This is a genomic window from Robertmurraya phoenicis, from assembly GCF_047302285.1.
Classification (GTDB): Bacteria; Bacillota; Bacilli; order Bacillales; family Cytobacillaceae; genus Robertmurraya.
Map to the genome: position 1 here is coordinate 2,262,521 of NZ_CP154845.1, position 13,194 is coordinate 2,275,714.

The 13,194-nt window shown below is 35.5% G+C and carries 11 protein-coding genes and 1 pseudogene; 9 read left to right on the forward strand and 3 right to left on the reverse strand.

Features of this window, described 5'->3' with window-relative positions; all coding sequences use genetic code 11:
* Positions 1-558: 558 nt before the first annotated feature.
* Both pepF and yhfH read right to left on the reverse strand, forming a co-directional pair.
* On the reverse strand, positions 559-2,373 hold the full coding sequence (pepF, locus tag AA0X71_RS11215) for an oligoendopeptidase F (protein WP_413362128.1): 1,815 nt from the start codon (positions 2,371-2,373) through the stop codon (positions 559-561).
* Positions 2,374-2,544: 171 nt separating this feature from the next.
* Positions 2,545-2,679, reverse strand: coding sequence for a protein YhfH (gene yhfH, locus AA0X71_RS11220; protein WP_413362130.1), 135 nt, complete (start codon positions 2,677-2,679; stop codon positions 2,545-2,547).
* 257 nt (positions 2,680-2,936) lie between these two features.
* Between yhfH and AA0X71_RS11225 the strand changes: the two genes are divergently transcribed.
* From AA0X71_RS11225 to fdhF, 3 genes and pseudogenes are all read left to right on the forward strand, one after another.
* Positions 2,937-5,090 (forward strand): PAS domain-containing protein, encoded by a 2,154-nt coding sequence (locus AA0X71_RS11225; RefSeq protein ID WP_413362132.1) that lies wholly within the window; start codon positions 2,937-2,939, stop codon positions 5,088-5,090.
* 124 nt (positions 5,091-5,214) lie between these two features.
* Positions 5,215-5,379 (forward strand): annotated as a pseudogene (locus tag AA0X71_RS11230) (hypothetical protein); the annotation flags it as partial.
* Between the two features lie 24 nt (positions 5,380-5,403).
* A complete protein-coding gene (fdhF, locus tag AA0X71_RS11235) occupies positions 5,404-7,287 on the forward strand; it encodes a formate dehydrogenase subunit alpha (protein ID WP_413362561.1) in 1,884 nt (627 codons plus the stop codon).
* A gap of 73 nt (positions 7,288-7,360) precedes the next feature.
* On the opposite strand, the gene AA0X71_RS11240 is transcribed toward fdhF, so the two are convergent.
* On the reverse strand, positions 7,361-8,089 hold the full coding sequence (locus AA0X71_RS11240) for a hypothetical protein (RefSeq protein ID WP_413362134.1): 729 nt from the start codon (positions 8,087-8,089) through the stop codon (positions 7,361-7,363).
* A gap of 188 nt (positions 8,090-8,277) precedes the next feature.
* Here AA0X71_RS11240 and AA0X71_RS11245 point away from each other — a divergent pair, with 188 nt between their 5' ends.
* The 6 genes from AA0X71_RS11245 (at position 8,278) to AA0X71_RS11270 (ending at position 12,997) form a co-directional block, all read left to right on the forward strand.
* On the forward strand, positions 8,278-8,469 hold the full coding sequence (locus AA0X71_RS11245) for a YbxH family protein (RefSeq protein WP_413362136.1): 192 nt from the start codon (positions 8,278-8,280) through the stop codon (positions 8,467-8,469).
* A gap of 60 nt (positions 8,470-8,529) precedes the next feature.
* Positions 8,530-9,045 (forward strand): hypothetical protein, encoded by a 516-nt coding sequence (locus tag AA0X71_RS11250; protein WP_413362138.1) that lies wholly within the window; start codon positions 8,530-8,532, stop codon positions 9,043-9,045.
* Between the two features lie 260 nt (positions 9,046-9,305).
* Positions 9,306-10,982 carry a DUF6044 family protein gene (locus AA0X71_RS11255; RefSeq protein ID WP_413362140.1) on the forward strand — a complete coding sequence of 559 codons (1,677 nt, stop codon included), beginning with the start codon at positions 9,306-9,308 and terminating at the stop codon, positions 10,980-10,982.
* Between the two features lie 17 nt (positions 10,983-10,999).
* On the forward strand, positions 11,000-12,037 hold the full coding sequence (locus tag AA0X71_RS11260; RefSeq protein ID WP_413362142.1) for a glycosyltransferase family 2 protein: 1,038 nt from the start codon (positions 11,000-11,002) through the stop codon (positions 12,035-12,037).
* Positions 11,991-12,449 carry a GtrA family protein gene (locus AA0X71_RS11265; protein WP_413362144.1) on the forward strand — a complete coding sequence of 153 codons (459 nt, stop codon included), beginning with the start codon at positions 11,991-11,993 and terminating at the stop codon, positions 12,447-12,449. The genes AA0X71_RS11260 and AA0X71_RS11265 overlap by 47 nt, the downstream gene beginning before the upstream one ends.
* Before the next feature lie 221 nt (positions 12,450-12,670).
* Positions 12,671-12,997: an SCP2 sterol-binding domain-containing protein gene (locus AA0X71_RS11270; protein ID WP_413362147.1), complete on the forward strand. Its 327-nt coding sequence runs from the start codon at positions 12,671-12,673 to the stop codon at positions 12,995-12,997.
* Positions 12,998-13,194 lie beyond the last annotated feature (197 nt).

The following is a 13,194-nucleotide window of genomic DNA, read 5'->3' on the forward strand; positions in this document are numbered from 1 at the left end:
GTTTTCCTTTATCACTTTGATTGGAAAGCGGATTACAAAAAAGGTTAGGAGATTGTAAACGACCAAATTAAACTTTTAACTGTTAAACCATTTTAATACGGTTTCTCGCCTCACTAAGCGTAGTAAATAGTTGTTTAATCCACTTGGGTTAAGAATGGATGTTCTACCTATTAGGAAACATTAACAGTACGTAGGACGAAAACTCTTACCCAGAAGATTCTAGAAAGAATTGGGATTGGTCGACAGTAAAAGTAAAATGGTATTGTTTAAACAATCCAATTTGGCACCTTTCTAAAGTAAGTTCGAAGCATTCTATCAAATATAGGGATAAAGGAATGAGTAATTAAAATTGAATATGTTTGAACCAAGGTACTGCTTATTAGTATAAATGCTAAATAAGTAGTGTAAAGCCTGATTAAACGGAACAAACACAGATTCAGTTAAAAGATAATCCTTACAAAGGAATATCTCGATAAACTGATGAAATGGTTGGGTCTCCTAAGTTGTCACAACAAAAACCTCTCTACTAAAAACGGTAGAGAGGTTTTTGTTGTTTAACTATTTATAGCTTTCTTCGAGGATATCTATAAGTGAACCTACATAGGCAACGGCTTTGCGAATCGGAGCAGGTTGAGACATATCAATGCCTGCGTGTTTCAATAAATCAATTGGTCTCTTCGTGCCGCCAGCTTTTAGTACTTCTAACCAACGATCAACTGCAGGTTTGCCTTCTTCCTTAATCAATTGGGACATCGTTGTAGAAGCAGTTAAACCAGCAGAATAGGTATATGGATAAAGCCCCATATAATAATGAGGTTGTCTCATCCACGTTAAAGTAGCTCCTTCATCAATCTTAACCGTGTCTCCCCAGAATTCAGACAGAACATTTCCTTTTGTCTCACTAAGTACTTTTGCTGTTAGAGGTATTCCATTTTCAGCAAGTTCATACACTCTTCTTTGGTATTCTCCCTCTAGAAGATGTGTAACAAAGTTATGATAATAAGTACCAAGCAATTGCAATACTACCCATCGTTTCATTTGTGGATCAGTCGTGTTTGATAATAGATGATCTCCAAGCAGCATTTCGTTCATCGTTGAAGGGGCTTCGATGAAATAAGTTGAAGGTCTAGTGTTCATAATACGTTGATTTTTATTGGCTAAATAGAAATGGCCAGCATGTCCTAATTCATGGGCAAGAACAAATGCGCCTCTCATTGTATCCGTCCACGTAATTAAAATGAATGGATGGGAACCATAAGGGCTTGAGCAGAACGCTCCAGTTGATTTCCCAACATTATCAGCAAGATCAACCCATCTTTCTGTTAATCCTTTTTCCATAATGCTTAAATACTCTGGACCCATTACCTTTAGTGCATCTAAAATCACTTGGCTTGCTTCTTCATATGTTGTTTTTGGATTGAATTCTGGATCTAGTGGTGCCTTTAAATCACAAAAATGGAGCTCGTCCAACTGTAATACCTTCTTTTTTAATTGGGCATAGCGACGCATATGCGGTGCTAACTCTGTTTGGATAATATTTAATTGGTTTTCATACATTTCCTTTGATACTTGCTGAGGCTGTAAAAGCATGTCTGTAACAGAGTCATAGTTTCTTAGACGTGATAGAGTGACCTGTTTCTTCACCTCTGCTGCATACGTAGTAGCAAATGTATTTTTATATTCTTTTAATGTATTCGCAAAGGACTCAAACGCTTTTCTTCGTATATTTGTGTCTGGAGTGAATTCGTAACGATCTTCATATAGAGCAAATGAGTTAGGTAACTCATCACCATTTTCATCGATGATGGGATCAAATTGCATATCCGCTAATTTACTTGCTTGATAAATCGCGTATGGTGCAGCATGTACATCACCTAGAGCTGCCAACACTTCTTCAGTCTCAGGGGAAAGTCGATATATTTTTTCTTCCAATAAATCCAGTAACATTTTTTCAAAAGGTTTTAAAGCTTCTTCATCTTGGATGTATTGTTTTAATGTTGCATCTGGAATCTCAAGTATTTCAGATTGAATAAACGATAGAGCAGCCCCTGTTTTTGAACGCAAATCGGCAATGATCGATGCATTTGCTTGGTTTACTGGGTCTGTACTATCTCCAGATTGAAGTAGGGAAGCGTATGTAGCAACTAATATTAATTTCTCAGTTAATTTTTCCTGTAACTCGAGGCATGCTAATAATGTGCTTGCATGCTCATGGAGCTTACCTTTAAACACTGAAAAAGAGGACAACTCCTTTTCAATACTTGCGATTTCGTTTTCCCACTCAACAGTTGATGCAAATAAATCCTCTAGCTTCCAGGTTAAATGAACTGGGACTTCTTCACGTTTTAGTCGTGTAGCTATTGTTTTCTCCATAATTCTCCTCCTCAATTCGGGCGTATTTATTTCGATGCCCTAATTAAAATAATAACATGGATAATCAGGAAATTAATATAGTTTTCTAAATATTTTACATAATTGTTATCACAGCATTAAAAAAGCTCTAGCGTACAAACATTACGCTAAAGCTTATAATTCTAAAGACTATTATTCGGATTTCTTTGCTAAACAGCGGTCACATTCCATTAAATAACTTTCTGCTTGTTCCTTCATGGTCTCTCCACATTGTGGACAGATCTTTTTTGGTAACATACGAAAAAATTCAACAGGACTTTTGATCAACAAATTCACCCCTTTTCTAATACAGAAATAAAAAATATTTACTGTTATAATACAGTATACAACATCTTGAAAAAATGTGAACCCATTTTCGCAATTTTTTTAAAAAATATGAGTTGAATCTATTTATGTAAGCGATGGTAATCAAGGTTCATATCCTTTTTTCAAAAGTCTTAAGAGGATTTTGAAATATTTCTTTTAACTGGGGCAGGTTTACATTACAATCATAGTAGAAACTTTTCTTTGAAAAGGACTGATATATGTTGACTGTATATTTATCTTTAAATCCTATATTAATTATTGCGGCTATCTTTTTAACCATGATGGCTACATATTCAGCATTAGATATGTTTGCCATGCTCAGATCTTCTGAACGAAATAAACCACTTCTTTTTATCGGTGGAACTCTCTCGCTAAGTTTTGGAATATGGGTCATGAGCTTTCTTTTTGCACTGGATATTACAACATTATCGAACTACAATCTTCCTGTTACGCTTTTAGCTATTATGGTAGGAATATGCTTTACTGGAATGGCTTTTTATGCCGTCTCACTCACTAGGCTTACTTCGAGAAATCTTATTGCGGCAAGTTTTTTTATGATGAGTGCCGTGTTTTCCATTTATATCATTGGAATGTTCGGTTTACAGCTAGTCTTTACCTATAATTGGATCATTTTAGTTATTACAGGTTTATTGGTTTTTATTTCCTTTTATTTTGCATTTTGGTTAATTTATGATTCGAAGACATGGACGAAAAACGTTTGGATAAGACCATTAAGTTCTCTCATTATTACTGCGGCAATTGTTGAAGGACATTTCTTATTATTGAAAGCTTCTACAATCACATCGCGTACAGATGCTATTGCTATTAATGGAGATTCTTTTCAGGAGACATTTTTGATCTATGCCATTTTAATTGTTGCGGTCATGATTTTGAGTGGATTAATTGGTTCTAGTGCTCTTGTAAGTAAAAGACTTGCAGTGTCTGATTCTAATCTGAAAGATATTAAAGCAGCACTTGATGAATCATCGATTGTTGCCATTACTGATGCAAAAGGTAATATCACCTACGTAAATGCTAAATTTGTTGAAATCTCGAAATACACGGAAGAAGAATTACTCGGAAAAAATCACAGAATTTTGAATTCTGGTCATCATTCAAAAGAATTTTTTAAATCCTTATGGAGGACCATCGGGAGTGGACAGGTTTGGAAAGGAGAAATCCAGAATAGAGCAAAGGATGGAAGTACGTACTGGGTTGACACGACAATTGTCCCTTTCTTAAATGAAAAAGGGAAGCCGTATCAATATGTTTCTATTCGTACAGATATTTCCAATCGTAAGCAATCAGAGCAAATGCTCAGAGAAACATTAAAGGAAGTTAATGATATTAAATTTGCGTTAGACCAGTCATCGATTGTTGCCTTTACAGATGCGAAGGGCATTATAAATCGTGTAAATGATAAATTTTGTGAAATATCAAAGTATAGCAGGGGCGAAATAATTGGAAAAGATCACAGCATTCTAAACTCTGGTTTTCACAGTAAGCAATTTTTCCAAGACCTTTGGAAAACGATTGGAAATGGTTCTGTTTGGAAGGGAGAAATTAGAAATAAGGCGAAAGACGGTTCTTATTATTGGGTAGACACGACAATCGTTCCATTTATGAATGAAAAAGGAAAACCATATCAATATTTAGCGATAAGAAATGATATAACGGAGCGTAAAAAGACAGAGGAAATCCTCCATCGACAAGATAAGCTTGCTGCTGTTGGACAGCTTGCTGCAGGTGTGGCTCATGAGATTCGCAATCCGCTTACTTCTATGAAAGGTTATGCTGAATTTCTGCTTGAAGATGAAACAGATGAACAGAGAAGAGAGTTTGTAGACATTATTTTAGATGAAATCAACCGAGTTAATCAAATTGTTGAAGACTTCATGGTACTTGCAAAGCCAAAAGTAGTTGATCTAAAAGAGAAAAATATTATCCCGATTATCAAAAATGTTCTATCTTTATTGGAGTTTGAAGCACGAAAAAAGAAAGTGCGTATGCATTTCGAAGCCAATGATGACATTATCCAAATTGAATGTGATGAGGATCGTTTAAAGCAGGTGTTTCTAAACTTTGTGAAAAACGGGATTGAAGCAATGCCTAACGGAGGAGACATTATTGTTCGGGTCAATGTGACACATGATCAAGTTCAAATCTCTATTCAGGATACAGGCGTAGGAATACCTGAAGAAAAACTAAAGAAAATTGGAGAGCCATTTTATACGACCAAAAAAGATGGAAATGGGCTTGGACTCATGGTCAGCTATAAAATTATCGAAAGTCATAATGGCAAGGTCTTTATTGAAAGTGAATTAAACAAAGGTACAACCTTCAATATTATATTACCAGCTCACACAGCCTAAAAAAGCTGATGTGGGCTTTTTTATGTCAATGATTTTTTGCAAAGTTCAAAATAAGTACTAAAATTCGACAAATTTTTATTTGATTTTTCGCTAGAATGAGAGTAAGGGAAAAGGAGGGAATGAAATGGTAGCTACAGAGATAAACACTGTAAAAACGATTTGCGGTTATTGTGGAACAGGTTGCGGTCTTCTTGTAGAAGTAAAGGATAACATCATTACTAAAATTAGGGGAGACAAAGAAGCTCCAGTTAATAAAGGACAGACCTGTGTAAAGGGTGCATTTGCCTATAAATATGTACATGCTGATGAGCGATTGAAAAATCCGCTCATACGTCAAGAAGGAAAGTTAGTTGAAACTACATGGGATACAGCTCTTCAATATATAGCTGATAAGCTTTCGCATATTAAGGATCACTTTGGTTCAAACGCCATCTCAATGTTCGCTTGTGCCCGTTCGACAAATGAATCGAACTATGTAACACAAAAATTTATGAGGGCAGTTCTTGGCAGTAATAATATTGACGGATGTAACCGAACATGACACGCACCAAGTGTTGCCGGTCTGGCAACGATGTTTGGCAGTGGTTCCCCGACGAACACACTAGACGATTTTGAAGAAGCGGATGTTCTTTTATTAATGGGTTCTAATACAACAGAAGCCCATCCGATCATTGCGAACAAAATGAAGAAGGCAGCAAAACAGGGCTTAAAGATCATCGTTATAGATCCTCGGAAAATTGATATGACAAAAGTGGCCCATAGCCATCTTCAAATTGAGGTTGGAACGGACATTGCTTTAATGAATGGGATGATGCATGTCATTATTGAAGAAGAACTCTTCAATACAGAATGGGTAGAAAAGCATACGTCTGATTTTGAAAAATTAAAAGCTCAAGTAAAACCATTCACTCCTGCTTATACATCCAAAATAACGGGTCTGAGTGAATTAGAAATTGTCGAGACGGCAAGAGAATATGCCTCCTCTAATAATGCCATGATTGCTTATACTTTAGGAATTACCGAGCACCATTGTGGTGTTAATAATGTTTTTGATATTGCGAATCTTGCATTGCTCACAGGTCATATCGGCAAACTCGGAAATGGAATCATGCCATTACGAGGTCAGAACAATGTTCAGGGAGCAGGAGATATGGGCTGTCTGCCGAATATGATTACAGGTGCCCGTCCGATCACTGATGATGAATATCGAAAAAGATTTGAAGACCATTGGGGCGTCACGATCAATAGTAATGTTGGTGATACGCAAACAAGAACATTTGAACGGATGGAAAATGGAGAAGTTAAAGCTTTGTATATTATTGGGGAAAACCCTTTACTTGCAGATGTACATTTGAATCATACAGCAAAGTTGTTCAAAAACCTTGATTTACTTATTGTCCAGGATATCTTTTTAACAGATACAGCTAAACAGGCGGATGTTGTCTTGCCAGCTAAATCATGGGGTGAAGTTGAGGGAACCTATACGAATACGGATAGGCGTATCCAGCGTGTAAGGGAAGCGGTGAAAGCAGCTCCAAATGTAAAGGAAGATTGGGAAATCTTATGTGATCTAGCAAATCGTCTTGGCTATGATATGAATTATCAAAATAGCGAAGAAATATGGGAAGAAGTTCGCTTATTAGCTCATGAAATGTATGGTGGAATCACGTATGGTCGTTTGGAAAAAGAATATGCGATTCATTATCCATGTCCAAATGAGGAGCACCCAGGGACATTTATCCTTCACGAAAGATTCCATCAATCGAATGAAAACACACGTAAATCTTCATTTGTACCAGTGACGTATACACCACCAATGGAACAACCTGATGAAGATTATCCATTTACCTTAACTACCGGAAGACGGTTAGAAAGTTATAATACCCATACTCAAACAAGACATTATGCACCTGGAGTGAAGATCAAACAAGCGGAAGAGACTGTGGATATACATCCTGATGATGCAGCGGCTTTAGGAATCAAGGATGGAGAAGTAGTCGAGGTACAATCAAGAAGAGGTAAGCTATCCGTAAAAACGAAAATTACAGAGCAAGTAGTACCTGGTCTAGTATTTATGAGCTTTCATTGGACTGAGGTTCCAACCAATGTGCTGACCTTAAATGAGTATGATCCCATTTCGGGAACGGCAGAATTTAAGGCGTGTGCAGTCAATATTTGTAAACTAAACGCAGTTTAATGTGATAATGAGTGTTCCGAAAGTCTGGAACTTAAAACCCCCTTTCTTAAAACTTTTGAAAGGGGGTTCACTGTTATTTATCAACTTTCTCTTTATCTTTCACATCAGTATTAATAAAATATCTTTGGATAGGCTTCGTAATTCGATTAAAATGGCCCTCTAATTTTTCTAATATATGGGAGGTTCTCTCGAATATAATCGATCTTACATTATCTAACTCGCCATTTACTTTTTTGATTAATCCTTCCTGTTGATCAAGACGCTCCATCACAGTTGTATGGTACACCTCTTGAACCTCCAATTTCTTTGAAAAGTCTTCATACAACTCTTCATGCTTTTTCAATTGCTCTGCCACTGAATCTTGTTCTTCAATATTAGCGTTAATTTTTGATAAGACATCATCATGTGTTGATTGCTGATTTAAAATCGCTTCCGTTAAAAGACTGTCTGCTTCCAGTTTCTCCATTAATGCCATACTTGTTTTCTCGATGGTCGTAATTCTTTCTAAAAGGTGTTTCTTTGTCTCCTCCTGTTGAATTAAGTATTCTTTAAGTTGATTGGAGAAATTTTCTTGTTCCTGAAGCTTCATATTCATTTGATTGAGCGTATTTTGATGATTGTCATTGTTTCTTTTGAGAGACTGATTCACTTTTTCAACTGAATGCGTCAATGTTTTATTAATTGATGATTGCTCCTCAAGAATATTCTGCAAATAATTCAACTTAAATACTTGTTGATTGGAAGAGAGCGGTACCTTTTTCTTTGGAAGATATACTTGAGGGTTGACCTCTTGATTTAACATATTGTTGTTTCACCTCTTTGAATATTTTCCTTCCGACTTATAGTTTATTAGCGGTTAGGGAAGAATGTAATTTTGACTGTGTCCTACACTATGTTATGTAACAACACGAAAAAATGAAACCAATGCTTGCTTAACTAAGGAAGGTGTCATAATAAACGAAGATTAAAGCAATTAAAGGAGTTGAAAATATGGGGGCTATTGATCGAAACGGGTATAGATTTGAGCCAGAATATAGTGTCATTAATCAAGATGGGGCCATTCATGTGTATCAAAACGGGGAATTGATTGAAGAAATCACCTTTCATTTTAATGGTAAGTATCCTGAACCAAGCTTAATTGAAGAAATAGTGGAAAACTATTGTCAAAAGCATAACATCTAAAATCGGGCAAATATGAATAGTGAAAACTTGCTTTCTCATAATAGAAAAGAGGTGGTAATAGTGAAAAAATACCTGTTTTGCTTAGGAATTCTTTTTCTCTTTTTTCAGCCAATACATAGTAATGCTAAAGAAAGCGAGATATCAGAAGAATGTAAGAAGATGGTTGAGGAAACGAAAGCTGAGTATATCAATTTAGTGAATAATGATGTTTTAGCAAGCTTTGGTTTATTGGAAAATAAAGTTGAGAATAATCTATTGTATTTCACGGCAAGTGATTTGTGGAAGAACGAAATGCTCACTGGTAAAAACGAGATGTTTGATTCATTAAAAGAATTGATGGCTGGTAAATACCGAGGTGAAAAGAGATTGTATATATTAAATCATGATCCGAGCACAGGCTATATTCTCTATAAAGATATTAACAATAATAATGTTATGTTAACTATAAAGAAAGAATCCAACAAATGGGTTTTAGCAGATAAGGAAGTAAAAGAAGGAAAGGACATCGTTTTACAGACGGCAAAATGCAATGACCAGCACTTTATGCAAAAAATGTTCGATAATTTATATCCTTAAATCATCCAAGATGGAAAAGTCGATAAGGATACTTAAGTTAACAAAAAACTTTCTACTGGCTTCAAAGTAGAAGGTTTTTTTGTGTAATTCGTTTCATGAATTTTGGAATAGTATCCAAATGATTTGTAAACGATAAACCTACAAAGCTAGGGTTTTGGAAAGAGAATTGCTTTTGCTAAAACTGGATCATCTTATCAACAATCAGACTATATGTAATTAGATTAGAATTTGTTACAGCACATATCGTTTTGAGGTGTAACATGAAAGGCCGATGGAGATTAAATGAAAGACGATTAATCATTTTTGCACTTACGATCATCACTTTATATTTGTCACCGCTATTGATTCTAGGTGAGAACGCTCATATTAGAGTACATGATAATTTAGATTCAAATTTAGCTTGGTACAAGGTTCTGTCAAACAGTGGTGAAATGTTCGGTACAATAGATTCAACGATTCCGCAAGTGATTAACGGATTACCAAGAAATGCTTTAGGCTCTGAATTAACAGTTATTGTTTGGTTCTATCACTGGTTTCCAACGATGATTGCTTACATATTAAGCCAATCCTTAACAAGATTTATAGCTTTTTTTGGAATGTACCTACTGTTAAAAAAACACTTTTTACCTGAGCGTAAATGGTTCACTATTTGTATCGGAGTAGCTTTAGCTTTTTCCCTCACTCCATTTTGGCCATCTGGAATGCTGAGTACACTCGGGATGCCGCTCGCCTTATGGGCATTTTTGAATATACGTAAGGGAGAAAGAGTTTGGCGTAATTATGCTGTACTGACACTTTTGCCATTCTATTCGAGCTTTGTATTAGGTTTCTTTTTCTTTTTATTTGCTATGGGGATATTCTGGCTTGTAGATGTATTTCGTAGAAGAGGGATAAATCTTCGCTTCTTTATATCGATCGCGTATATGACTTTACTATATTTACTAGTCGAGTATCGATTAGTAGGTTCTTTTTTCTTGATTACAGATCCGAATAGTCGGGATGAGTATTTCCATGCACGACTTCCTTTATGGAGAGTTATTCGTCTTACATTCAAAAATTTCATATTGGGACATACCCATGTGATGACCGTTCATGGACTCGTCATTTTACCTGTGATCCTTCTTGCCCTGTATATTGTTTTAGTGAAGAAATTATGGAAAAAAGAACAAGTGTTTTCAGCACTATGCGTTCTTAACTTTGCTTTATCAACTTGGTATGCATTTTGGTTCTATAAAGGTTGGTTACCGTTGACGGAACGTTTCCATGTTCTAGATACCTTTAATTTCGCTCGCTTTCACTTTATAAGACCACTGGTTATTTATGTGAGTTTTGCACTCGCTATTAAATTATTGGCAGAGCATATTGTTCGTTTAAAAAAAGTTGTCCATTTATTTATCATTACTCAATTGATTATTCTTTTTCTATTTAATGATGAAATTGTCTATCATCGAAAACCAACAGTAAAAGAGTTTTATTCAGTAGAGTTATTTAATGAGATTAAAGAACATATTGGGATACCAGTCGATCATTATCGAGTTGCGAGTATTGGTATTCACCCAGCTATTTCACAGTATAACGGCTTTTATACACTCGATACTTATAACAATTTTTACCCTCTTTCCTACAAATATCAATTTAGAAGAATAATTGAAAAAGAACTTGAAAAAAATAAGACGATCCGAACGTATTTTGATGAATGGGGAGGCCGTTGCTATCTATTTTCATCTGAATTAGGAAAGCATTATATGTTTAAGAAACATTCTAAGAAGAAGCTGAAAAATTTAGAGTTAAATATCGAGGCTTTTAAAGATATGGGAGGAGAATACATATTTTCTGCAATCCCTATTGAAAATGCAATTGAAAATAGGCTCCATTTGGATAAAACCTTTTCAAATAAACAATCACCGTGGAAGATTTATTTATACAAAGCATTGTAAGCATCTAGGAGGTAAACATGAACGAACCAATCCTTACAATTGTCGTCCCTTGTTATAACGAAGAAGAGGTTCTCCCTTATACCTTTGAAGAATTAAAAGTGGTTATGAACGAAATGGTCAAGGAGGGACTCGTTTCCAATAGAAGCAAGCTTTTATTTGTCGACGATGGTAGTGTTGATCAAACTTGGACGCTCATTTATAAAGAAACGATCCAAAATGAATTTGTGAGAGGTTTAAAGCTATCAAGAAATGTTGGTCACCAAAATGCACTATTAGCTGGATTATTTAAAGCAAAGGAATTATCTGATTGCGTTGTCTCTATTGATGCTGATTTACAAGATGATAGTGCTGCTATTAAAGAGTTTCTCAAAAAATATAAAGAAGGTTATGAAATCGTTTATGGGGTAAGGAACAAAAGAGATTCGGATACCATTTTTAAGAGGACAACAGCGCAAACTTTTTATAAATTGATGAGAGCAATGGGTGTGGAATTAGTGTACAATCATGCTGATTTTCGTTTAATGAGTAAGCGAGCGATTGAAAAGCTTGAAGGATTTGAAGAAATGAATTTATTTTTGCGTGGAATCGTGCCATTAATTGGCTTTAATTCGACGAATGTCTATTATGAGCGAAAAGAGCGAGTAGCTGGTAAGACGAAATATCCACTTAAGAAAATGCTGTCCTTTGCCTTTGACGGGATTACGTCGTTTTCCGTTACGCCAATTCGTTCAGTCTTGTTTATAGGTTTGATCTCATTTCTAGGAAGCTTTGTATTCGCACTCTATTTTCTTTCTTTGAAATTCTTTGGAGATACTGAGATAGGATGGACCTCATTAATTACCTCTATTTGGTTAATTGGCGGTCTTCAACTCATTGCGGTAGGACTTATCGGGGAATATATTGGAAAAATTTACAAGGAAGTGAAACGTCGTCCTAAATATATTGTTGATATTGATGCCTTTACGGTTCCGATGGCAGGTCATCTAGGAGAGAGTGGAGGAATAGAAGATGAATCCATTCTCCTTGATCATGGTGAAATATCTAACTCTAACTAACCCTTTTGTTCGTTTTTTACTGGTTGGTTGCGTAAATACAGTTGTTGGTCTTTCTACGAGTTTTGTGCTATTAAAGGGGTTTGGATTCAATTATTGGCTTGCTACATTCTTTGGTATTGGAGTTGGGGCAATATGTAGCTTTGTTCTTAATCGTACCTTTACCTTTCAGAGTAATGCGGCGCTCAAAAAGGCTGGTGTTCGTTTTATTATCGTCGTACTTTCTTGTTATTGGGTATCCTATTCATTAAGCGCGATTATTGCAGGATTTTTCAGTTTTAATGGACCATTTACAATAAAAGAGGTTGCCGTTTTTATAGGTGCTGTATTTTATACAGTTACGAATTATTTTGGACAAAAATATATGGTGTTTACTAGTAGTAGTAAAATTAAAAGCGAAAAGGACTTCCATTAAGGAAGTCCTTTTCTTCGAAAATTGCGGCGAATGACTGCACTCCACATAGTGCATCTCCATAAGGAATGTCAAATCGTCTTACGCAATTCAGCTCATCGCTCAATTAATATAGCACGAATTTCAGCGAAACACAAGTTTTTCAATAGAGAATATGTTTGAAATATTTCGAAAAAGGTGAAATAATATAGTTATAATTTATTAGATTGATAGGAGCGACACTTATGTCAGTGAGAGAAGAATTGAATCATTTTGTTGAGAAAATAAACTCAAATCCTGACCATATCCAAGATGAGAAGGATCGCGTCTTTCAAATTAGTTTAGATGAAAGCGATGCCTTTCAAATTGTTATTGAAGGGGGAAGAATTTCAATTGCTGATGGGGAAAGGTATGAGGCGAATGTTACGTTACGGACTTCTGAAAAGAATTTCTCAAAGCTATTGAAAGATGACTTGAATACAACGATGGCATTCATGACTGGTACCTTAAAAGTGGATGGGAATCTGGGCCTAGCGTTAAAGTTACAAGAAATCGTAAAAAAATATCAATAGTAGCAAAATAGATAACAGACACTCTAAATTTTTCAGTTTATGAGTGTTTTTTGATTTTATTGAAAGATTCTCGATAAATTAGGACTTGAGTTGGTGAAATCTGTGATAATATGTAGATATAGCAGTTAGATAGTAAACTGCTAGCAACAAGATAGCAAAGTGATAGTAAAAAGATAGCGTCTGCTAGCAGATTGATA

Coding starts and splice junctions, on each gene's coding strand:
- pepF (WP_413362128.1), bottom strand. CDS start 2,373: ATGGAGAAAACAATAGCTACACGACTAAAACGTGAAGAAGTCCCAGTT.
- AA0X71_RS11225 (WP_413362132.1), top strand. CDS start 2,937: ATGTTGACTGTATATTTATCTTTAAATCCTATATTAATTATTGCGGCT.
- AA0X71_RS11240 (WP_413362134.1), bottom strand. CDS start 8,089: ATGTTAAATCAAGAGGTCAACCCTCAAGTATATCTTCCAAAGAAAAAG.
- AA0X71_RS11245 (WP_413362136.1), top strand. CDS start 8,278: ATGGGGGCTATTGATCGAAACGGGTATAGATTTGAGCCAGAATATAGT.
- AA0X71_RS11255 (WP_413362140.1), top strand. CDS start 9,306: ATGAAAGGCCGATGGAGATTAAATGAAAGACGATTAATCATTTTTGCA.
- AA0X71_RS11260 (WP_413362142.1), top strand. CDS start 11,000: ATGAACGAACCAATCCTTACAATTGTCGTCCCTTGTTATAACGAAGAA.
- AA0X71_RS11265 (WP_413362144.1), top strand. CDS start 11,991: ATGAATCCATTCTCCTTGATCATGGTGAAATATCTAACTCTAACTAAC.
- AA0X71_RS11270 (WP_413362147.1), top strand. CDS start 12,671: ATGTCAGTGAGAGAAGAATTGAATCATTTTGTTGAGAAAATAAACTCA.